Origin of the sequence: Asanoa siamensis (genome assembly GCF_016862555.1) — a bacterium.
Taxonomy (GTDB): Bacteria; Actinomycetota; Actinomycetes; order Mycobacteriales; family Micromonosporaceae; genus Asanoa; species Asanoa siamensis.
Map to the genome: position 1 here is coordinate 35,334 of NZ_BONE01000050.1, position 21,112 is coordinate 56,445.

24 protein-coding genes are annotated in these 21,112 nt (G+C 71.9%); 10 read left to right on the plus strand and 14 right to left on the minus strand.

Annotated elements, in window-relative coordinates:
- Position 1: 1 nt before the first annotated feature.
- From Asi02nite_RS27135 to Asi02nite_RS27170, 8 genes are all read left to right on the plus strand, one after another.
- Positions 2-508: a (2Fe-2S)-binding protein gene (locus Asi02nite_RS27135; protein WP_203716751.1), complete on the plus strand. Its 507-nt coding sequence runs from the start codon at positions 2-4 to the stop codon at positions 506-508.
- Complete coding sequence (locus Asi02nite_RS42405; RefSeq protein WP_203716752.1) at positions 508-1,896, plus strand: xanthine dehydrogenase family protein molybdopterin-binding subunit; 1,389 nt, start codon at positions 508-510, stop codon at positions 1,894-1,896. The genes Asi02nite_RS27135 and Asi02nite_RS42405 overlap by 1 nt, the downstream gene beginning before the upstream one ends.
- Positions 1,893-2,903, plus strand: coding sequence for a xanthine dehydrogenase family protein molybdopterin-binding subunit (locus Asi02nite_RS42410; RefSeq protein WP_203716753.1), 1,011 nt, complete (start codon positions 1,893-1,895; stop codon positions 2,901-2,903). The genes Asi02nite_RS42405 and Asi02nite_RS42410 overlap by 4 nt, the downstream gene beginning before the upstream one ends.
- The gene (locus tag Asi02nite_RS27150; RefSeq protein WP_203716754.1) at positions 2,893-3,759 is read left to right on the plus strand and encodes an AAA family ATPase; all 867 of its coding nucleotides are present in this window, start codon (positions 2,893-2,895) and stop codon (positions 3,757-3,759) included. The genes Asi02nite_RS42410 and Asi02nite_RS27150 overlap by 11 nt, the downstream gene beginning before the upstream one ends.
- Complete coding sequence (locus Asi02nite_RS27155) at positions 3,743-4,903, plus strand: vWA domain-containing protein (protein ID WP_203716755.1); 1,161 nt, start codon at positions 3,743-3,745, stop codon at positions 4,901-4,903. Before Asi02nite_RS27150 ends, Asi02nite_RS27155 begins: the two co-directional genes overlap by 17 nt.
- Complete coding sequence (locus tag Asi02nite_RS27160) at positions 4,890-5,804, plus strand: amidohydrolase family protein (protein ID WP_203716756.1); 915 nt, start codon at positions 4,890-4,892, stop codon at positions 5,802-5,804. Before Asi02nite_RS27155 ends, Asi02nite_RS27160 begins: the two co-directional genes overlap by 14 nt.
- A gap of 7 nt (positions 5,805-5,811) precedes the next feature.
- On the plus strand, positions 5,812-6,084 hold the full coding sequence (locus tag Asi02nite_RS27165; RefSeq protein WP_203716757.1) for a YciI family protein: 273 nt from the start codon (positions 5,812-5,814) through the stop codon (positions 6,082-6,084).
- A gap of 65 nt (positions 6,085-6,149) precedes the next feature.
- Positions 6,150-7,037, plus strand: a complete 888-nt coding sequence (locus Asi02nite_RS27170; RefSeq protein ID WP_203716758.1) for a pentapeptide repeat-containing protein — start codon at positions 6,150-6,152, stop codon at positions 7,035-7,037.
- On the opposite strand, the gene Asi02nite_RS27175 is transcribed toward Asi02nite_RS27170, so the two are convergent.
- The 14 genes from Asi02nite_RS27175 to Asi02nite_RS27240 all read right to left on the minus strand — a co-directional run bounded on the left by Asi02nite_RS27175 (position 7,034) and on the right by Asi02nite_RS27240 (position 19,580).
- A complete protein-coding gene (locus Asi02nite_RS27175) occupies positions 7,034-7,633 on the minus strand; it encodes a DUF1707 SHOCT-like domain-containing protein (protein WP_203716759.1) in 600 nt (199 codons plus the stop codon). The genes Asi02nite_RS27170 and Asi02nite_RS27175 overlap by 4 nt on opposite strands.
- A gap of 48 nt (positions 7,634-7,681) precedes the next feature.
- Positions 7,682-8,509 carry a MetQ/NlpA family ABC transporter substrate-binding protein gene (locus tag Asi02nite_RS27180; protein WP_239127136.1) on the minus strand — a complete coding sequence of 276 codons (828 nt, stop codon included), beginning with the start codon at positions 8,507-8,509 and terminating at the stop codon, positions 7,682-7,684.
- A 12-nt stretch (positions 8,510-8,521) separates the two neighbouring features.
- On the minus strand, positions 8,522-9,178 hold the full coding sequence (locus Asi02nite_RS27185; RefSeq protein WP_239127138.1) for a methionine ABC transporter permease: 657 nt from the start codon (positions 9,176-9,178) through the stop codon (positions 8,522-8,524).
- Positions 9,175-10,149 (minus strand): methionine ABC transporter ATP-binding protein, encoded by a 975-nt coding sequence (locus tag Asi02nite_RS27190; RefSeq protein WP_203716760.1) that lies wholly within the window; start codon positions 10,147-10,149, stop codon positions 9,175-9,177. The genes Asi02nite_RS27185 and Asi02nite_RS27190 overlap by 4 nt, the downstream gene beginning before the upstream one ends.
- A gap of 140 nt (positions 10,150-10,289) precedes the next feature.
- Positions 10,290-10,796 carry a flavin reductase family protein gene (locus tag Asi02nite_RS27195; protein ID WP_203716761.1) on the minus strand — a complete coding sequence of 169 codons (507 nt, stop codon included), beginning with the start codon at positions 10,794-10,796 and terminating at the stop codon, positions 10,290-10,292.
- Entirely contained in the window at positions 10,793-11,284 is a 492-nt protein-coding gene (locus tag Asi02nite_RS27200; RefSeq protein WP_203716762.1) for a beta-class carbonic anhydrase, read from the minus strand. The genes Asi02nite_RS27195 and Asi02nite_RS27200 overlap by 4 nt, the downstream gene beginning before the upstream one ends.
- Positions 11,281-12,063, minus strand: a complete 783-nt coding sequence (locus Asi02nite_RS27205) for a sulfurtransferase (protein ID WP_203716763.1) — start codon at positions 12,061-12,063, stop codon at positions 11,281-11,283. The genes Asi02nite_RS27200 and Asi02nite_RS27205 overlap by 4 nt, the downstream gene beginning before the upstream one ends.
- Positions 12,060-13,415, minus strand: a complete 1,356-nt coding sequence (locus Asi02nite_RS27210) for an NtaA/DmoA family FMN-dependent monooxygenase (RefSeq protein ID WP_203716764.1) — start codon at positions 13,413-13,415, stop codon at positions 12,060-12,062. Before Asi02nite_RS27210 ends, Asi02nite_RS27205 begins: the two co-directional genes overlap by 4 nt.
- Complete coding sequence (locus Asi02nite_RS27215; protein ID WP_203716765.1) at positions 13,412-14,194, minus strand: ABC transporter ATP-binding protein; 783 nt, start codon at positions 14,192-14,194, stop codon at positions 13,412-13,414. Before Asi02nite_RS27215 ends, Asi02nite_RS27210 begins: the two co-directional genes overlap by 4 nt.
- On the minus strand, positions 14,191-15,006 hold the full coding sequence (locus tag Asi02nite_RS27220; protein WP_203716766.1) for an ABC transporter permease: 816 nt from the start codon (positions 15,004-15,006) through the stop codon (positions 14,191-14,193). Before Asi02nite_RS27220 ends, Asi02nite_RS27215 begins: the two co-directional genes overlap by 4 nt.
- Positions 15,003-16,067, minus strand: a complete 1,065-nt coding sequence (locus Asi02nite_RS27225) for an ABC transporter substrate-binding protein (protein ID WP_203716767.1) — start codon at positions 16,065-16,067, stop codon at positions 15,003-15,005. Before Asi02nite_RS27225 ends, Asi02nite_RS27220 begins: the two co-directional genes overlap by 4 nt.
- A gap of 14 nt (positions 16,068-16,081) precedes the next feature.
- Complete coding sequence (locus Asi02nite_RS27230; RefSeq protein ID WP_203716768.1) at positions 16,082-17,062, minus strand: aldo/keto reductase; 981 nt, start codon at positions 17,060-17,062, stop codon at positions 16,082-16,084.
- Positions 17,059-18,006, minus strand: a complete 948-nt coding sequence (locus Asi02nite_RS27235; RefSeq protein ID WP_203716769.1) for a quinone oxidoreductase family protein — start codon at positions 18,004-18,006, stop codon at positions 17,059-17,061. The genes Asi02nite_RS27230 and Asi02nite_RS27235 overlap by 4 nt, the downstream gene beginning before the upstream one ends.
- A gap of 146 nt (positions 18,007-18,152) precedes the next feature.
- A complete protein-coding gene (locus tag Asi02nite_RS27240; protein ID WP_203716770.1) occupies positions 18,153-19,580 on the minus strand; it encodes an alpha-amylase in 1,428 nt (475 codons plus the stop codon).
- A 109-nt stretch (positions 19,581-19,689) separates the two neighbouring features.
- Between Asi02nite_RS27240 and Asi02nite_RS27245 the strand changes: the two genes are divergently transcribed.
- Complete coding sequence (locus tag Asi02nite_RS27245; protein WP_203716771.1) at positions 19,690-20,508, plus strand: siderophore-interacting protein; 819 nt, start codon at positions 19,690-19,692, stop codon at positions 20,506-20,508.
- A complete protein-coding gene (locus Asi02nite_RS27250; RefSeq protein ID WP_203716772.1) occupies positions 20,508-21,104 on the plus strand; it encodes a hypothetical protein in 597 nt (198 codons plus the stop codon). The genes Asi02nite_RS27245 and Asi02nite_RS27250 overlap by 1 nt, the downstream gene beginning before the upstream one ends.
- Positions 21,105-21,112 lie beyond the last annotated feature (8 nt).

Here is a 21,112-nt window from a genome sequence, read left to right on the forward strand (position 1 = left end):
GATGTCGGTGAAGATCGTCAATCTCAAGGTCAACGGCGTCGACAAGGCGTTCATGGCCAGACCTGAGACGACCCTGCTGCTGGCGCTGCGGGAGCAGCTCGGCCTGATGGGTGCCAAGCGCGGCTGCGCGCAGGGCGCCTGCGGCTCGTGCACCGTGCTGCTCGACGGCGCCCCGGTGGTCTCCTGCCTCGTGCCGGCGGCCACTGTGGACGGCGGCGACGTGGCCACCGTCGAAGGCCTCGCCGACGGCCGGCGCCTGAGTGACGTCCAGCAGGCGTTCATCGACGGCTTCGCGACCCAGTGCGGATTCTGCACGCCCGGCATGATCATGTCGGCCGAGGCGCTGCTGGCCCGCAACCCCGACCCCACGGCCGACGAGGTCAATGAGGCGATCAGCGGCAACGTCTGCCGGTGCACCGGCTACGCGCCGATCGTCAGCGCGATCCTCGACGCCGCGCAGCGACGCCGCGAGCGCGCGGAAGGCGCAGACCAGGAGGCCACGCTCTGATGCCACGCGTCAACCCGATCGATTCCTCGTTCTTCAAGGACGAGCGCGGCCCCGGCGACTTCACTGTGATCGGCAAGACGGTGCCGCGGTCCGACGCGCTCGGCCACGTCACCGGTCGCACGCAGTTCTTCGAGGACCGGACGTTCCCGGACCTGGCCCACCTCAAGATCCACCGGTCGCCGCACCACCACGCGCTGATCGACAGCGTCGACACCTCCGAGGCGCTCCGCGTGCCCGGCGTGCTGCGGGTCCTGACCCACGAGGACGTTCCGGCCAACTGGTACGGCGTGCTGCGGCTGATCGGCATCGGGCCCGACGACGAGGTGGTGCTGGCCGAGGACCGGGTCATCTACAGGGGCGAGCCGATCGTCGCCGTGGTCGCCGACTCGGAGGCGGCGGCGCTCGAGGGCGCCAGCAAGGTGAAGGTCAGCTACACCGTGCTCCCGGCCGTGCTCGACGTCGAGGAGGCGATGTCGCCGGACGCCCCGGTCATCAAGAAGGCGGGCACCAACTACTTCGTGTACGAGGGCCACCACGCGCGCCGGATCCGGTTCGGCGACGTCGAGGCGGGGTTCGCGCAGGCGGACCACGTCTTCGAGTGGCGCTACAGTTCCGCGCCGATCGAGCACGCGCCGACCGAGACCACCGGCTGCATCGTCGAGCCGAAGCCCGACGGGCGGCTGCTCATCCACAGCAACACGCAGGCGGCGTTCTTCACGCTCGACAACACCGCCCTGATCATCAACCGGGCGCCGACGGACCTGCAGGTCAAGGGCGGCACCGTCGGCGGCGGGTTCGGCGGCAAGGTCGACGTGATGGTCGAGCCGCTCGCCTGCATCGCGGCCACGCTGACCAACCGTCCCGTGAAGTTCGTCTACACGCGCGAGGAGGAGATGCAGGTCTCGTCGCCCCGGGCGGCGGAGCGCATCTACATCAAGGACGGCGTGATGAACGACGGCCGGATCGTGGCGCGCAAGATCATGCTCTATGTGGACGCCGGCGCGTACGCGCGGCACTCGCCCTACGGCGCGACCAAGGCGGCGGCGCACCTGCCCGGCCCGTACACGATCCCCAACGTCTATGCCGACTGTCACTGCGTCTACACCAACCGGACGCCGTCGAGCGCCATGCGCGGTTTCGGCGTCACCATCGCCGACTTCGCCATCGAGTCGCAGATGGACCGGGTGGCGCGGGCGCTGGGGATGGACCCGCTGCAGTTCCGGCTCGTCAACGCCTACCGCGACGGTGACATGAAGGCCCACCGCAAGGAGGCCTCCGGCACCGCGCTGATCGAGGTCATCCAGCGGGCCGCCGCGCTCGTCGGGCACGACCTGCCGGCGGAATACCAGGCCATGTCGTCCTCGACCCCGAGAGGAGCCATCGCATGACGCTGCTGCACGGCCGAGGCTTCGCTTCCGTCAACTACCCCACGGGCATGAACCTCGGCGGCGACCCGTCGCAGGCGCTGGTCCACGCGACGACGATGGGCGGCTTCGTGGTCAGCCTGTCCTCCGTGGACCTCGGGCAGGGCCTCAAGACCGTGGTCGCCCAGTGCGCCGCGGAGACGCTGGGCATCCCGATGGAGAACGTCATCGTCGACACCGCCGACACCGACACCGGGCCGCACTGCATGGGCACGTTCGCGAGCCGCGGCACGCACCGCGTCGGCAACGCCGTCATCATGGCCGCCCGCGAGGCGCGCGAGGTGATGCTCCAGGTGGCGGCGGACGAGCTCGAGGTCGACGCCGGTGACCTGGAGACCGACGGCACGGGCTACGTCGCGGTGAAGGGTGCGGCCGCGAAGCGGATCCACATCTCGGACATCGCCCTGGCGGCGCACTTCAAGCAGGGGAAGACCATCTCGGGGCGGGGCATCTTCCTCAAGGAACGGTCATACCCCGTGCCGGAGACCGGCGAGATGGACCCGGACTCCTGCCAGGCCCACGCCTGCACGGTGGCCGAGGTGGAGGTCGACGACGAGACCGGCGTGGTCACCGTCCTGCGGCTCTACAACACCTACGAGATCGGCCGGGCGCTGAACCCCGCGATGGTCGCGCAGCAGGTCGAGGGCGGCGCGTGGATGGGCGTCTCGCACGCCATCTTCGAGTCGACCGAGCCCTACTACCCGGCGTCGCGGGAGCACGGACCGGTGGACTTCTCGGAATACCTCATGCCGGGGCCGGGCGAGAGTCCCGAGCAGACCAGCGTGATCCTGGAGCGGCCGGCGTCCAACGGGCCGTTCGGCGCCAAGGGCATCGGCGAGATGACCGCGAACGCCCCGATCCCGGCGATCGCGAACGCGATCTTCGACGCCTGCGGCGTACGGCTGGCGACGATGCCCTTCACGCCGGAGTCCGTCCTGCGTGGACTGGACGCACTGCGCGATGCTGCCTGAGCACGCGACCCTGCGGCGGCAGCTCGAGGAGCACCGGTACTTCGCCGACCAGGGCCTGCTGACCGCGATCCGGCTGTCGATCGCGCTGCGGCGGCCGCTGCTGCTCGAGGGCGAGCCGGGCGTGGGCAAGACCCAGGTCGCGCACGTCCTGGCCGCCGCGCTGGAACGCGAGCTGATCCGGGTGCAGTGCTACGAGGGCATCGACGCGTCGCAGGTGCTCTACGAGTGGGACTACCTCAAGCAGCTGCTGCGCCTGCGGACGGCCGAGGCCGAAGGCCACACGGTCGGCAACCTGTACGCGGACGAGTTCCTGCTCGAACGGCCCCTGCTGCGCGCCTTGCGCAGCGCGACCGGCTCCGTGCTGCTGATCGACGAGATCGACCGGGCCGACAGCGAGTTCGAGGCGTTCCTGCTGGAGTTCCTCGACGGCTTCCAGATCACGATCCCGGAGGTCGGCACGATCGGCGCCACGGTGCCGCCGCTCGTGGTGCTCACCTCCAACCGCACGCGCGAGCTGCACGACGCGCTCAAGCGGCGCTGTCTCTACCACTGGATCCCGTTCCCGGACGCCGAGCGTGAGCGGGCGATCGTCGAGGCCCAGGCGCCCGGGCTCAGCGCCCGCGCCGCGGCCCGGCTGGTCGCGTCGGTCAACGTCATCCGGTCGCTGGGACCGACGAAGCGGCCCGGCATCGCCGAGTCCATCGCCTGGGCGCAGGGGTCGCTGGCCCTCGCCGACGAGGGCACCGAATGGTCGCAGGCGCTGCGGGCGTCGCTCGGGCTCGTGCTCAAGTCCGAAGAGGACGGTGCGCTCGTCGCGGCGCACGCGAGCGAGGTCTTCGGTGCCGACGACCGTTGAGCCGCCGCTCGTCGCGCGTACGCGAGAGCACCTGTTCGGGTTCCTGCGGGGGTTGCACACGGCCGGCCTGCGCGTCCCGGCCGACAAACAGGGGGCGTTCTTCGCCGGCATCGACACGCTGGCGCCGGCGACGACCGGTCAGCTCTACTGGATCGGCGCCGCGACGCTGCCGGCGTCGGAGCCCGACCAGCGCGTCTACGACGAGGTGTTCCGGCGGTTCTTCGGGGTGCCCGAGGACGGGCTGGTGGTCACGGAGGACGTGCCTGCCCCGAACGGCGACGAGGACGAGCCCACCGCGATGCCCGGCTCCCGCGACACCGACGAGGCGCTCCTCGACCAGGCCGGCGCTGACGGGCTCGCGGCGAGCGGGCTCAGCCCCGACGGTGTCAAGCGGTTCGCACCGACCGCGCCGCACGCGCACGGGACGCTGGCGGAGATCCGCCGCGAGCTGCCCCGGGCCGTGCCACCGACCCGGTCCCGACGGCGCCGACCCGGTGGCCGGCGCGAGGAACTCGACCTGCGCGCGATCTACCTCGCCTCCCGGCACACCTACGGCGAGATCACCCGGCTGCGCTGGCGGCACCGGCCGGCCCGCGAGCGGCGGGTGCTGCTGCTCGTCGACGTCTCCGGGTCGATGAAGCAGCACAGCCCCGACTACCTGCGCTTCGCCCACGCCGTCGTGGCGACCTGCCAGCGGGCCGAGGTCTTCACATTCGGCACGCGGCTCACCCGCGTCACCCCGGCGCTGCGCGCGTCCGATGTGGACGCGGCGCTGGCGTCGCTGGCCGAGGTCGTGCTGGACGCCGACGGCGGCACGCTGATCGGGCCGAGCCTGGCGGAGTTCCTCGGCAACGCCCACCACGCGGCGATGGCCCGCGGTGCCCTCGTGGTCGTGCTCTCCGACGGGCTGGAACGCGGCGACTGCACGGCGATGGTGGCCGCCACCCGCCGGCTCTCGCTGCTGGCGCACCGGCTGTGCTGGTGGTCGCCGCTGGCCTGCGACCCGTCGTACCGCCCGGTGACCCGCGGCATGTCGGCGGTGCTCGGCCACCTCGACGCCCTCACCGGGGTCCGCGACCTCGACACCGCCCTCGCCGCGCTGCGCGCGAAGTTCACCTCTAGGAGAGACCATGTACTCCGGTGACATCGTCGACTGCCACCACCACGTCTGGCGGCAGGCCGACATGCCGTGGCTGTCCGGGCCGATGGTCCCGCGCATCTTCGGCCCGTACGAGCCGATCCGGCGCGACTACCTCGTCGAGGAGTACATCCGCGACGCCACGTCGGCCGGCATCGGGGCGTCGGTGTACGTGCAGCCGAACTGGCCGCTGGACAAGGTCGTCGACGAGGTGCGCTGGGTCGCCGGCCTGCACGCCCGCACCGGCTGGCCGATGGCCGTGGTGGGCTGCGCCGACCTGTTCGCGCAGGACGCCGTCGAGGTCATGCGGACCCAGCAGCGGATCAGCCCGCTCGTCGTGGGCACCCGGCTGCAGCTCCACTGGCACGAGCGCCCCGAGTTCCGGTTCGCCGACGGCCCGGACCGCATGAAGGATCCCGTCTTCCGCCGTAACATCGCCGCCCTGGCCGACCTGGGCTGGCTGTTCGAGCTCCAGGTCTTCGCCCCGCAGATGCACGACGCCGCCGCGCTGGTCGCGGAGCACCCCGACGTGACCTTCGTGCTGGTGCACGCCGGGATGCTCACGGACCACACCGACCCGGCGACCGTCGCGCAGTGGCAGGCCGGCATGCGCGAGCTGGCCGCCCTGCCGAACGTGGTCGTCAAGCTGACCGGCCAGGGCACGTTCGTGCACCGCGTGGACCCGGACCTGCTCCGCTTCGTCGCGGACGAGGTCCTCGACGAGTTCGGCGCGACGCGCGCGATGTTCGGCACCAACCTGCCCGTCGAGACACTGTGGACGAACGCGGCGGAGCTGACCGACGCGTGGCGGGTCGCGGTCAGCCACCGCACCGCCGACGAGCAGGCCGACGTGTTCTCCCGCACAGCCCGCCGGGTCTACGGATTCGGCGAAACCAACGAAAGGTGACACCCCGATGGCCCACTTCCTCCTCACGTACGGCTACAACGACACCCCGCTGCGCGCGGAGCGCCGCCCGGACCACCTGGCGCACCTCGACAAGCTGAAGGCGGACGGCTCGCTCGTGCTGGCGGGGCCCCTCGCCGACCTCAGCGGCGGCGTCATCGTGCTGTCCGCCGCCGACCTGGGGGCCGCGCAGGCGCTCGTCGACCAGGACCCGTACACGCAGCTCGACGTGACCAGGGACCGCAAGCTCCAGGAATGGAAGATCACGGTCGGCCTCTCCTGACGACCGCGGCGAAGGGCCAGGCCCGCGGGCCGGCCCTTCGCCCCGGCGCCGCTATGGTGGTCGATGTGTTGCGCAGGGATCTGGTCGACCGCTGGCGGGTCGGTGTCGGCTGGGAGACCGCGCAGGAGGTCTTTCGGCGGCTGGGTGACGGCTCGTCCCTCGCCGACCTCGGACTGCCCACCGTGGACGGGCGACTCGACCTGCGTGGCCTCCCCGCCGGCGGCCTCGACGCCCGCGACGCGCGGGTCGACGGCGTCGATCTCAGCTACGGCTGCCTGTCCTCGGCCCACCTGTGGAACGTGCACTTCCGCGACTGCCGGTTCGACCACGTCGACGCCTCCCGGGCCGTGTTCTCCGGTGGCTCCGTCGTCGGGTCGAGCCTGGCGCGGGCCGACCTGCGGGACGCGATCGTCGCCGACGCCGGCTGGTCGTCGATCGACCTGTCGCGGGCGAAGACCAGGCGCCTCACCGGCCAGCACAGCACGTTCACCGAGGTCACGTTCGGGGCCCTGGCCAAGGTCGACTTCACCGGCTGCGCCTTCGTGGACTGCCGGTTCACCGGCGCCCTGAACGAGGCGCGGTTCCTCGGCCGCGGCCGGGCGGGGGAGCACCCGCCCGTCGTCCTGCGGCGCGTCACGTTCGAGTCGAGCGACTTCCGCTACGCGGAGTTCGACGGCATGGACTTCGACGACGTCACGTTCCCGGCCGACGACGCGCTGATCGTCGTGCTCGCGCGGTTCCGGGCGGTGGCCGACCGGGCCGGCGCCGACTCCTTGCCCCGCCGCGACGAGGTCGGCAAGGCGCTGCGGCGGTTGCTCTCCGAGCAGTCGCTGCGACCGGGACTGAGCGAGACCGCAGGTTGGGTCATCGCCCGCCGCGACCTGAACGACGAGCCGGACCTCGCCGACTTCGCCGCCACGACCCTCGCCGCGGCGGCGCGCCAGCTTTCCTAGTCGGAGAACCAGCGGCGCTTGGGCAGGCGTACGGTCACCGAGCCGAAGACCACGTTGCAGCGGACGTCGAGCACCGGGGCGCCCGGTGGGGGTGTGCCGCGCAGCTTCGACTCCTTGCTGCCGAAGACCGCCCGGCCCGACATGCGGACCTCGACCCCTTCGGGGACGAAGATGGTCACCGAGCCGAAGACCGCCGTCGCGTCGATCGTCGTGACCTGGGCCTGCAACTGCGCTTCCTGCATCTCCAGGTGGCAGTCGCCGAAGACCGAGCGGGCCTCCAGGTGGGCCGGGACGATCCAGTGGCCCTTGCGGGTCTCGTTGCCGAAGACCGCGACCAGGCGTTCCTGGGCCGTGCTCACCGGCGCCGCGCCGGGGCGTTGGACGGGCAGCGGGGCGGCGGCCACCGGCAGGTCGTCGGTGACCCGGGCCAACTCGCCGCGCGTCTGGGCGGCGTGCGCGGCACCGACCCTCTCCGTGTATTCGTCCAGCGTCAGCCGGCCCTCGGTCGTCGCCTGGCCGAGCAACTCGACGATCTGCTCCCGCTCCCGGTCGGAGACCCGTAGCCGGTCGGGCTCGTTACGCGGTTCCAGCTCCACGGTTGCAGAGCATAACCGCGCGGCGTGCGCCCGACCGGCCGCGCGCGTCTAGAAGGCGGGCAGCACCGAGCCCGCGTACTTGTCCTCGATGAACTTCTTGACCTCGGGCGAGTGCAGCAGCTTCTCGAGCTTCACGATGCGCGGGTCGTTCTCGTCGCCGGTGCGGACAACGACCAGGTTCGCGTACGGGTTGTTCTCGCCCTTCTCCAGCGCCAGCGCGTCCTTGGCCGGGGTGAGGCCGGTCTCGATGGCGTAGTTGCCGTTGATGACCGAGATCGCGGTGTCGTCCAGGCTGCGCGGAAGCTGCGCCGGCTCGAGCGGCTCGAACTTCAGGTTCTTCGGGTTGCCGGTGATGTCGGCCTCGGTGGCCTTCACACCCGCGCCGTCCTTGAGCGTGATGACACCGTTGGCGGCCAGCAGGTTCAGGGCGCGGCCGGAGTTCGACGGGTCGTTCGGCACGGCGACGATTCCACCGGAAGGCAGGTCGGCCAGGTTCTTGATCTTCTTGGAGTAGACGCCCAGCGGCTCGATGTGCACCGGCTTCAGGGGGGTGAACTTGTAGCCCTTGGACGCGACCTCCTCCTCCAGGTACGGGATGTGCTGGAAGTAGTTGGCGTCGAGCTGCTTGTCCCGCAGGGCCACGTTCGGCTGGATGTAGTCGTTGAACTCGACGATGTCGATCTTCAGGCCCTCGGCCGGAGCGAGCTTGTCCGAGACGTACTTGAGGATCTCGCCGTGCGGGACGGGGCTGACGCCGACCTTCAGCGGCGCGTCCGCCGAGGCGGGGGCGGCGTCCGAGTCCGAGCCGCAGGCAGCCATGCCCAGCCCGAGGACGAGGCCGGCGGTGGCTAGGACGGTGGCGATGGTGCGACGCACGGTGGAGCCCTTCTATTTGTGGGAAAGACGCTTGGCGAGGAGGTCGCCGAGCATCTGGGCGAGCTGCACGAAGACGACGAGCAGCACGACGGTGGCGATCATGATTCCGGTCTCGAACCGCTGGTAGCCGTAGCGGATGGCCAGGTCGCCGAGCCCGCCGCCGCCGACCACGCCCGCCATGGCGGAGTAGCCGACCAGCGCGACGACGGTGATGGTCAGGCCCGCGATCAGCCCGGGCCGGGCCTCGCGGAGCAGCACCTTGACGACGATCTCCCGCCGGGACGCGCCCATCGCCCGGGCCGCGGCGACGACGTCGCGGCTGACCTCGCGGATCGCGGTCTCGACGATCCGGGCGTAGAACGGGATCGCGCCGACGGTCAGCGGCACGATCGCGGCCGACGTGCCGATCGTGGTGCCGACGATCGCCCGCGTGAACGGGATGATGGCGACCAGCAGGATGATGAACGGCAGTGACCGCCCGACGTTGACGACCAGGCCGAGCAGCGCGTTGACCGGGCGGGCGGCCAGCAGCCCGCCGCGGTCGGTCAGCACGAGCGCGACGCCGACGAGCAGGCCGCCGACCGCGGTGAGCAGCGTGGCGACGAGCACCATGTAGGCGCTCTCCTTGGTCGCCTCCCACAGCAGCGGGACCATCTCGGACCAGGTCACGGGTGCACCTCCACGGCGACCGCCGCGGCGCGCAGGTGGTCGAGCGCGGCCGCGTTCGCCGCCGCCGTGCCCGGCAGGGCCAGCCGCAGCCGGCCCGCCCGGCCGCCGGCCAGCGTCTCGACGGCGCCGTCGAGGATGCGGACGTCGACGTCGTGGGTGCGGGCGAGGTCGGAGATTAGGGTGTCGTCGCCGACGACGGTCACGTCGACGACCGTGGTGTCGTCGAGCGCCGGCGGCGGGCCCAGCCGGAAGATCCCGCGGGCGAGCGCCGAGTCCGGTTTCGCGAGCAGTTCGTGCACCGGCCCGGCCTCGGTGATCCGGCCGTCGGTCATGATCGCGACCGAGTCGCAGATCCGCTTGACGACCTCCATCTCGTGCGTGATCAGCAGGATGGTCAGGCCGAGCCGCTGGTTGAGGTCGCGCAGCAGCGTGAGGATCGAGCCGGTGGTCTCGGGGTCGAGCGCCGATGTCGCCTCGTCGGAGAGCAGCACCTTCGGCTCGCCGGCCAGCGCGCGGGCGATGCCGACCCGCTGCTTCTGGCCGCCGGAGAGCTGGGCCGGGTACGCGTCGGCGCGGTCACCCAGGCCCACGAGGTCGAGCAGTTCGGCGACGCGGGCGGCCCGCTGCCGGCGCGGCACCCCCATGACCTCGAGCGGGAACGCGACGTTGCCGGCCGCGGTCCGCGACGAGAGCAGCGCGAAGTGCTGGTGGATCATGCCGATCCGCTGCCGGGCGGCGCGCAGGTCGGCTTCGCGCAGGGTGCTCAGGTCGACGCCGTCGACCGTGACGGTCCCGGCGTCGGGCCGCTCCAGCAGGTTGACGCAGCGCAGCAGCGTGCTCTTGCCCGCACCGCTGCGGCCCAGCACTCCGTAGATCTCACCGGCACGTACAGTAAGGTCGACGCCCGCTACGGCTTCGACGTCGCCACCGCGACTGCGGTACGTCCGGCGTACCCCGTCGATGCGGATCACGGGCTCTGTCGACCGACTCTCTCTGTAGACGTGGCGATGGACCCGCCACACGCGGGTCCAAGGCCCTCCACCGTGCCGGGTGCGTCGGAGGTTCCTCAACCGAACGTGATCAAACCCACATGTCCTACTAATTAGATGGACTATTGGGTCCAGCGGTGCTGGAGGTCCGCGTAGCCGCCCTGGTGGTAGAGCAGCGGGCGCCCGCCGGATTCGGCGTATCCGCCGGTCAACGGCGTTGCCAGGACGATGGTGTGGTCGCCCGCGGTCACCTGGCCGGCCACCCGGCAGACCAGCTGGACGAGGGCGCCGCCCAGCAACGGCACCCCCTCGGGACCGGTCCGCCAGTCACCGTGCGCGGCGAAGCGGTCGATGCCGCTCGTCGCGAAGGTCCGGGCCACCCGCTCCTGCCGCGCGCTGAGCACGTGCACGGCCACGTGGTCGGCGGCGGACACCGCGGGCCAGGCCGACGCGGTGCGGGACAGGCTGAACGCGACGAGCGGCGGGTCGAGCGACACCGAGGTGAACGACGTGGCGGTGAACCCGGCCGGCGGGTCACCCGGTGCGGTGACCACCACCACGCCGGCGGCGTGCAGCCGCCGGAACAGCTCGCCATCCACCGTGGACGGTCGCACGGGAGTGGCGGTCATGAGACTTCGCGCAGCTTGCCGGTGTGCACGTCGTAGACGAACCCGCGGATCGAGTTCTTGACCGGTATGAACGGGTCGGCCTCGATCCGCCGGATGGACTGGCGGACGTCCTCGTCGAGGTCCGTGAACGCCTCGGCCGCCCACGCCGGCTTCTGCCCGGTCTCGGCCTGGATGCCGGCCTTGAACCCGTCGTCGGTGAAGGTCAGCATCCCGCAGTCGGTGTGGTGGATCAGGATGATCTCGGTGGTGCCGAGCAGGCGCTGGCTGATCGCGAGGCTACGGAGCTGGTCGGCGGTGACCACTCCGCCGGCGTTGCGGATCACATGGGCGTCGCCTTCGGCGAGACCGAGCAGGCCGTACGGGTTGAGCCGCGCGTCCATGCACGCGAGCACCGCCACCTGCCGGGCGGGCGGCAGCGGCAGGTCGCCCTTGTCGAAGCTCTCCGCGTAGCGGGTGGCGTTGGCGATCAGGTCGTCAGTGGCGGTCATCGGGTTACCTCCGGGACGGGGGTGCGGGACACGGGGCGGTCCGGGTCGCCCGACCACGCGGAGAACGACCCGACGAACAGGGCTGTCTCGATGCCGAGCGAGGCGAGCACCGCGGCCTGGTGCGCGGCCGCGACGCCGCCGCCGCAGTAGAGGCCGACGGGGCGCCGGCCGTCGATGTCGAAGGCGGCGAACCGGGCCCGCAGCACGGGCTCGGGGAGCAGCCGGCCGGCGTGGTCGAGGTTGTCGCGGGTCGGCACCGAGATCGCGCCGGGGATGTGGCCGGCGGCGAACGCCTCCGCGCCCCGCGCGTCGAAGAGCCGGCCCGCGGCCGCGTACTCCGCGGACCGCTCGGCGTCCAACTCCCGCAGGTGCCCGGGGGAGAGCACCACGTCGCCCGGGACGGGCGCCGGCGCGGCGTCGGTGACCGGCCGCCCGGCGGCGGACCAGGCCGCCAGACCACCGTCCAGCAGCCGCACGTCGGCGAGGCCGGCCCACGTCAGCACCCACCACGCGCGCCCCGCCCGCGTCCCGCCCACGGCGTCGTAGACGACCACAGTGGAATCCCGCGAGATGCCCCAGGAGCGGGCCGACGCCTGCAGATCCTCGATCGACGGCAGCGGACGCTTGCCATCCACAGTGGAGGGCGGGCTTTGGAGGGCGGCGAGGTCGACCGTCACCGCGCCCGGGATCCGGCCGCCGAGCCCGTCGCCGACGTGCAGGACCACCGGCGGCCGCGGCGACGCCGCCAGCGCGGCCGCGGAGACGAACACGGCGCTCATGCCGCGGCCATGGCGGCGGCGGTGAACTGGTTCTCCGGCTTGCGCAGCCCGAAGAACTCGCGGAAGGTCCGCTCGCTGCCGTACTCGGTGCGGAACAACCCCCGTCGTTGCAGCTCCGGCACGACCAGGTCGACGAACGCGTCCAGCGGCCCCGGCAGGTACGGCGGGAACAGGATGAACCCGTCGACCGTACGCTCGCGGAACTGCTCCTCGATGTAGTCCGCCACCTGCGCGCCGGACCCGACCGCGACCTGCTTCCCGTGCGTGCGCTTGAGGAACAGCGCCACCTCCCGCAGCGTCGGCGACGCGTCGCCGTAGGCGTGCCGCGCCCGGTCGAGGATCAGCGCCGGCCGCCCGGTCAGCCCCGCCAGCGCCGGCACCTCGTCGATCGGCGCCTCCGGCCGCTGGCCGGCCAGGTCGACCCCCAGCGCCGCCGACAGCGGCTCCAGCCGGGCCTCCGCGACCGTCAGGTGCTGGATCTCGCGGAACTTCGCGTGGGCCTCCCGCGCCGTCTCGGCCACGTAGACAGGCAGGCCGGCCACGAGTGGCTGGTCCTCGGTCCGCCCGTACGCGGCGAGCCTGCCCTTGGTCTCCCGGTAGTAGACCTTCGCCTCCGGCGTGTCCTTGAGCAGCACGAACCGGATGTCCGCGTACCTGGCCCCGAACTCGTGGGACTCCTCCGACGACCCGGCGTGCAGGATCGGCACGTGCCCCTGCGGCGGACGGGCGATGTTGAGCGGCCCGTCGACGGAGAAGTGCTGCCCGCGGTAGTCGATCCGGTGCACCTTGCGCTCGTCGACGAACGTGCCGCCGGTCTTGTCGGCGACCAGCGCGTCGTCCTCCCAGCTGTCCCAGAGCGCCCGGGCGACCTCGACGAACTCGCTGGTCCACTCGTACCGCTTGGTGGCGTCCCAGTGCGACGCGCGCCCGAAGTTGCCGGCCGCCTCCTCGTTCTTGCCCGTCACGATGTTCCAGGCGATCCGGCCGTCGCTGAGGTGGTCGAGCTGCGCGGTCGCGCGGGCGATCGTGTACGGGTCCGCGTAGGTCGTGTTCACCGTCGTCACGATGCCGATCCGGCTCGTCACCGCCGCGACGAACGCGGCCGTGGTGAGGGCCTCCGGGCGCAGTACCTCGTTGGGCGCCTCGTGCTGCGAGGCGGGCAGCCCGACCACCCGGTCGCCGATGAAGTAGAAGTCGAGCTTGCCGCGCTCGGCGGTCTCGGCCGTCTGCCGCAGGAACGCCCGGTCGAACGTGCCGTGCGCGTTCGCCTCCGGCAGTCGCCACCCGGCGGGATGGAACCCGCTGGCCCAGATCGAGAAGCCCAGCTTCACGTGTCGTCGATCGTCGCTCATGGAGTGTCCTTCGTGGAGTGCGTGAAGCCGAGGTCGGCCCGGATGGTCTCGTGCAGGTCGAGGAGCGCCGCCGAGCGCAGGTCGCGGGGGCTGGGGTGGTCGCGCAAGGAGTGGTCGCGCAGCACCCGGCCGGGGCGCGGTGCCAGGGTGACGACCCGGTCGGAGAGGCTCAGGGCCTCGTACACGTCGTGGGTGACGAGCACGGTGGTGGTGCCGAGCTCCGCGCGGACGTCGAGGAGCACCTCGTGCAGTGCCTCGCGGGTCCAGGCGTCCAGCGCCCCGAACGGCTCGTCCATCAGCAGCACGGCCGGCCGGTAGACCAGCGCCTGGGCGATCGACACCCGCTGCCGCATCCCGCCGGAGAGCTCGTGCGGCCGGCGGTCGACCGCGTCGGCCAGCCCGACCCGGGCCAGCAGCTCGCGGGCGCGCTCCAGCCGTTCCCGCTTCGGCACGCCGTGCAGCTCCAGCGGGAACGCGACGTTCTGCAGCGCCGTGCGCCAGGCCAGCAACCGGTCGTCCTGCGTGATGTAGGCCCGCCGGGGCAGCGCACCGCTGATCGTGACGGTGCCGCTGGTCGGGGTGAGCAGCCCGGCGATGACGTTCAGCAGCGTCGACTTGCCGCAGCCGCTGGTGCCGACGAACGAGACGAACTCGCCCGCCGCGATGTCCAGGTCGACGTCGCGTAACGCCTCGACGGTGCCGAAGGCGTGGCCCAACCCGCGGATGGCGATCGACCCGCCCCGCACGTCCGGCGCCGCCGGCGCCACGACAGTGGTCATCGTTTCTCCTTGGGAATCCACCGCAGCAGCCGCGTCTCGACGAACGCGGCGACCAGCGAGAGCACCTGCACCAGCGCGGTCAGCACCACGACGGCGGCGAACAGGGCCGGGATGTCGAGCAGGTTGCTGGCCCGGACGACCAGGTAGCCGACGCCGCGGTTGGAGCCGAGGAACTCGGCGATCACCACGGCGAGGGCGGTCTTCGGCAGGGCCATCTTGAACGCGGAGGCGAGGAACGGCAGGGCCGCCCAGAGCCGGATCTTGACCAGCACCTGCCAGCGGCTGGCCTCGAGGATCCGGGCCAGCTCCAGATAGCGCGCGTCGGTGTTGCGCAGGCCCTGGAACGCCGCGATGAACACGATGAACGACGCGGTCAGGTAGGCCATCAGGATCTTCGTCGCGATGCCGAACCCGAACCAGACGATGAAGATCGGCACGAGCGCGATGTTCGGGATCGCGTTGAAGGCGATGATGTACGTCTCGGCGAAGCGGCCCAACCGCGGCAGCTCCGTGAACAGCACCGCGAGCAGGAACGCGGCGACCGAGCCGGCGACGAAGCCGATCAGCAGCGCCTGCAGCGTGAACGACAGGTGGAAGACCAGCCGCCCGTCCTGGACCCACTCCAGCAGTTGCCGCCCCACCGAGAGCGGGTCGGTGACCAGCAGCGGGTCGATCCACCGGCCGGAGGCCACCTGCCAGAGCACCAGGAAGGCGGCGACGACGGCCGTGTGCTGCGCCGCGCGTACCAGTGGGGCCTTCGATCGTGGCGGGCGCGGCGCCGAGACGGGCGCGGCCTCCGTGAGGACGGTCATGGCGCGACCGGAGGCAGATAGGCGTCGGTGTATGCCTCCTCGACCGTGAAGGTCTTCTTGATGTTGCCGCTGGCGACCGCGAACGCCACCTGGGCCGCGATCGCCTCCGTCGAGTGCCGGCTGTCCGGCGGCGTGTTCTTCTTGTTGGCCTCGACGATCGCCGTGATCCGGGCGTCCGACAGGTCCGGGTAGACCTTGCCGAGCGAGGCGATGATCTCCGGCACCGGATGCGCGACCACGAACTCCGCGCCCCGCTGGTAGGCCTTGAAGAACCGCTTCGCGACCTCGCTGTTCCGGTCGGCCCAGTCCGCGTTGATGATCGTCTCGGCCGATCGGGCGTTGGCGACCAGCGGCGTCTCGGCGACGATCTCGTCGTGGGTCAGCAGCTCGACCGCGTCACCGGACGTGACCAGCAGGTGGTTGTTGGGCGGGCTGGCCAGCCAGACGTTGACCGAGCCGTTCTTCACGCCGGCGACCTGGTTGACCTGGTCCAGCGGGATGATCTCGATGTCCCGCTCGGGGTCGAGCCCGTAGTGCCCCGCGAGGTAGGCCGTCGCCCGCTCGTAGAGGCCGCCGGCCGCGTTGACCGCCCACACGCTGCCCTTGACCTGGGCCAGCCGGTCGCGCGGCGGCAGCTTCACGAACGCGGCGGGGTCGATGCCCTTCTTCCGCAGGTACGCGACCGAGATGATCGGCGTCCAGTCGTTGGTGATCTGCACGGCGGCGCCGAGCTTGATGTTCTTGCCGTGCTCGCGCCCCTGCAGCGCGGTCGACAGCGACAGGAAGCCCACGTTGGCCTGGTCGTTGATGAGCGCCTGGAGGATCAGCGGGGCGCCGTTGACCTGCACCTCCTCGACCTCGATGCCCTCGGCGGCGAAGTAGCCCTCGGCCCGGGCGATGTTGTAGGCGAGCTGCGTGCCGGCCGAGTCGCCGGAGGTGCCGACCAGCACCCGGTCCCGGCCGGCGGCGGAGGCGGCGCCGGGCTCCACGTCGTCGAGGCCGCAGGCGGCGAGGGACAGGACCAGGGCGAAGGCGGCCAGGGTACGGAGGGGTCTGGGCATGTCGATCCGTTCGGTCAGGCCGGCGCCGGGGCCGGTGCGTGGTGACTGTCGTGGCGGCCCGGTCGGCCGCTCAGGCGGGTGGTGAACAGGGCGCCGATCTCGACCAGCTCGGCCGGGGAGGGTCGCCACCGGGCCGCGGCCACGTTGGCGTCGAGCTGGGCGACGCTGGTGACCCCGGTGACGAGGCTGCTGACGCCGGGCTGGCCGAGCAGCCACCCGTACGCCAGGTGCACCTCGGTCAGGCCACGGTCGCGGGCGTACGCGCTGAACCGGTCGAGCTCGGCCCAGGACGCGTGGTCGAGCAGGTGGGACTTGAAACGGGTCACCTTGCCGTCGGCCGGCGCGACGTCCCGCCGGTACTTGCCCGTCAGCAGGCCGTTCTGCAGCGGGAAATAGGCGAGCAGATCCAGCCCGTACGCGTTGACGGCCGGCAGGATCTCCTCCTCGGGCTTACGCCAGAGCAGGTTGTACTCGTGCTGCGCGGAGACGAACCCGCGGTAACCGCGGGCCCGGGCGACGTGCTCCGCGTCGGCGACCTGCCAGCCCGCGAAGTTCGAGCTGCCCGCGAAACGGATCTTGCCGGCGATCACGAGTGCGTCGAGCGCGGCGAGGGTCTCCTCGATCGGCGTCGTCGGGTCGGGCGTGTGGATCTGGTAGAGGTCGATCCAGTCGGTGCGCAGCCGCCGCAGCGAGGCGTCGACGGCCCGCCGGACCTCGTCGCGTCCGCCCGCGCGGAACTTGGTCGAGATGACCGCGCGGTCCCGCCGACCGGCCAGGGCGTTGCCGAGCAGCTCCTCGCTGGCACCGGGCGCGTCGCCGTAGGACTCGGCGGTGTCGAAGAGCGTGACGCCGAGGTCGAGGGCGCGGTGGACGATCGCGTCGACGCCGCGCTGCCCGTCGTGGATCCGGCCGGCCTTGCCGAACGGCGCCGCGCCGACGGCGAGCTCGGAGACGACCAGCGTCGAGTCGCCGACGTGGCGCTGCCCGGCGCTCACGGCACCAGCACGATCTTGCCGCGGACGTGCGTCGTCTCGCTGTGGCGGTGCGCCTCGGCGACCGCGTCCAGGGGATAGCCGGCGGCGATCTCGATGCTGAACCGGTCCTGCCGCGCGAGGTCGACCGTCACCTGGAGGGCTTCGGCCCGCCAGGCGCGTTCCTCGTCGGAGAGCCAGCCAGGGCGCGAGCCGCTGAACGCCCGGATGCCCAGGGTCGCGGCCTGCTCGACCGCGACGACGGTGGCGATCCGGTCGGGGTCGCGGGTCAGCGTGAGCGAGGTGAGCAGCGCCTCGTCGGTGCCGGCCGCGTCGAGGGTGGCGTCGAAGCCGCCCGGAGCGACCCTTCGAAGCCGGTCGAGCAGGCCTTCGCCGTACGCGACCGGGGTGGCGCCGAGCGCGCGGAGCCGGTCATGGTTGGCGGGGCGGGCCGTCGCGACGACCGTGGCGCCCCACAGCCGGGCGAACTGGACGGCGGCCTGGCCGACGCCGCCCGAGCCGGCGTGCACGAGCAGCGCCTCGCCCTCGGTGAGCTTGAGGGAACGCAGCACCTGGTAGGCGGTGCCGGCCGGGACGCCGATCGCGGCACCCTGGGTGTGGCCCAGCGCCGGCGGCCGGCGGACGAGGTGCGCGGACCCGGCGGCGACGTGGGTCGCGTACGCCCCCGTCAGCCCGCGCGCGACCACCTCGTCGCCGACCGTCCAGCGCGTCGTCGCGGGACCGACCGCGACGACCACGCCGGCCGCGTCGGACCCGAGCCCGATCGGCAGGGGGCCGTTGCCGCGCAGCCCGCGACGCACCTTCGTGTCGACCGGGTTGACGCCGGCGGCCCGGACCTCGATGACGACGCCGTCGTCCGGCGGCGCGGGTCGCTCGACGTCGACGACCTCGAGCACCTCGGGTCCGCCGAACCGCCTGATCCGCACGGCCCGTGATCGCGTTGGCAAGGCTGGCTCCTCGGGACTCTACTGTGGACACGGAAGGTGCCCGCATCCACTGTCCCGAGCCGGGTTCATGAAGTCAATAAATTCTATAGATTTACTAGGATATTAAACGGTGTGGCAACAGGTCTGTCGCAATCCACCGCGCGGGATCAGGGGAGCTTCGCGCCGATGTGCAGCGCCACCGCGTCGTGGGCGGCGATGTTCGCGCTGAACCATCCGCCCGCGTCGACGGTGATCGTCGGGCCCGTGCAGGTGCTGCCGCTGCGCTCGCCGTGGATGACGTCGCAGTAGCGGCCCGCGGGCAGGTTCGAGTCGTACGAGCGGCCGTTGACCGCACCGTCCTCGTCGTTGATCGTCAGGTAGCCCGCCGAGCCGCGGCCGAAGGCGATGTGGTTGTTGCCGTTGTCGTACCACTTGACGACCGGCTGGCCGTTGACCGCGTTGCGGAAGCCGACCATGTTCGCGATCACCTGCCAGCGGTGCTCGCACCGCCAGCCGCCGCTGAAGCAGGTGCTGTTCTGCGTGCGCCCGGCGCTGTCCGACGGCGGCCCCTGGTCGCGCGAGGAGAACTCGTAGCTCGACATCACCGTCGGCGACCCGTACGGCCAGGCCAGCATGAACGCGTTGGCCAGCGCGTAGATCCCGTTGTCGCGATGGGTGAGCACGCCGGCGACGTCGCGTTGGGTGTCGTGGTTGTCGACGAACACCGCCGCCGACCCGGTCGGCAGGTAGCCCCAGGCCTCGCCGAAGTCCCGCAGGTACGCCAGCCGCTCCGACCGGAACATCCGGGCCAGGTCCTTGCCGTACCGGAACTCGTGCACGTCGCCGTTGCCCGTGTACTCGCCCGGCGTGATCGGCTCACCCGCGCCGAAGATGACCTCCTGGACCAGATAGGCGGGCCGGGACAGCCGGGACCTCAGGTTGGCGATGTCGGCCGCCGGCATGTGCTTGCTGGCGTCCATCCGGAACCCGTCGACCCCGAGGCTGAGCAGGTCGTTGAGGTACGCCGCGAGCCGCCCCCGCACATAGGACGCGCCCGTGTCCAGGTCGGCGAGGTTGACGAGCTCGCAGTTCTGCACCTCGTACCGGTCGCCGTAGTTCCTGATGTCGTCGTTGCCGTTGCGTCCACAGTGGTGGAAGTCCTGGACCTGGTAGACACCGGGATAGTTGTAGTGGCTCCAGGCCGACCCGGCCCAGCCCGGCCCCGTCTTGTCCTCGTTGGCCATGTGGTTGACGACCGCGTCGACGATCACCTTGACGCCCGCGGCGTGGCACGCGTTGACCATCGCGGCGAACTGCGCCCGCGTGCCCTTGCGCGACTCGATGCGGTAGCTCACCGGCTGGTAGGCCACCCACCACTCCTGCCCGCGCACGTGCTCCTGCGGCGGGGAGACCTGCACGTAGCCGTAGCCGCGCGGGCCGAGGAAGGTCGTGCACTCGGTGCCCACCGACGGCCAGTTCCACTCGAACAGGTTCGCGATCACCTGCCGCGGCCCTGCCGGCGCGGCGGCCACCGGGCCGGCCGGCACGACGAGCAGGGAGGCGAGCACGAAGGTGACAAGAGCCAGCCGCTTCATCGCGGACCTCCACACATCGACAGACACCACTGCCGATGGTACGCAGGTCCGGCCGGTTCGTGGGAGCGTAGCCTTGCCTAACGGGATGTGACCGCCGAAGGGATACGCCATGGCAGCAGCGCCGGAGCGGCAGCCGCGCCGTCAGTTCGTGCTGACGGTGGAGTCGACCGAACAGCTGACCCCGCACATCGTGCGGGTCGTCGCCGGCGGCGAGTCGCTGGCCAAGTTCGGCGGCAACGGCCACACCGACGCGTACGTGAAGCTGCTCTTCGTCGATCCGGCCCTCAACCTGGAGCCGCCGTACGACCTCGCGGCCCTGCGGGCGACGCTGCCGCCGGGGCAACTGCCCGTGGTGCGCACCTACACGGTCCGCTGGGTCGACCGCACCGCCCACCGGCTGGCGATCGACTTCGTCACGCACGGTGACACCGGGGTGGCGGCGCCGTGGGCGATGCGGGCCGTGCCCGGCGACCGGCTCGTCCTGTCCGGACCCGGCGGTGCGTACGCGCCGGATCCGGCGGCCGACTGGCACCTGCTCGCCGGCGACCTGTCCGCGCTGCCCGCCATCGCCGCGGCGCTCGAGGCCATGCCGGGGCACGCCCGCGGCGCCGCGTTCGTCGAGATCGAGAGCCCGGCCGACATCCTCGACCTGAAGTGTCCCGAGCAGGTCACCCTCGACTGGCTGGTCAACCCCGACCCGGCCGACACCGGCTTCCTCGCCCGCGCCGTCGACGCCGGGCACTGGCCCGTCGACGGCGTCCAGGCGTTCGTGCACGGCGAGCGCGAGTCCGTGAAGGCCGTCCGCGCCGTGCTGCGTACCCGTGGCGTCCCGCGCGAGTCGATCTCGATCTCGGGCTACTGGGCGCGCGGCCGCACCGAGGACACGTTCCAGGCCGAGAAGCGGGAACCGATCGGACGCATCGACTGATGATCGACCTGACGGGGGAACCACCGCCGCGCCTGGACGCGGCCGCCGACCCGGCCGTCGCACGGTGGTCGCGGCGGCAGGTGCTGCTGGGGACGCTGGGCGGGCTCGTCGCCGGTGGCGTGGGCGCGTACGGTGCCGTGGCCCTGACCGCGCCCGACCCGCTGAGCCCGGCCGCCGCCAGCGTCACCGTGGTCGACCCGGCGGGGGAGGCCGACGAGTTCGTCGACCTGGCCCGGGCGGGGCCGACCGTGACCGTGTCGATCGGGCGGTCGGGGCGGTGTGCGGTGACCGTCGGCGCCACCATCGAGTACGGGTCGACGGAGGACGCCGTGCTCTCCCAGGCGGGCGCGATGTCGTTCGCGGCGTCCGGTGCCAACGACCTGCCGCCGAGCCTCGACCGCGCGGCCCGGTCGTTCCTGTCGCTGAGCGGCACCCGCGGCCCGTTCACCGTCACCCAACCCGTCGCCTCGACGTCGGTGCTGGAGGGCCTGCGGCCCGGCGCGACGACGTTCACGGCGAAGTACCGGGTCGAGGGCGGCTCACGCGTGCCGGTCTTCTTCAGCCACCGGTCGATCGTCGTCACGCCGCTGCCCTGATAGAAGTA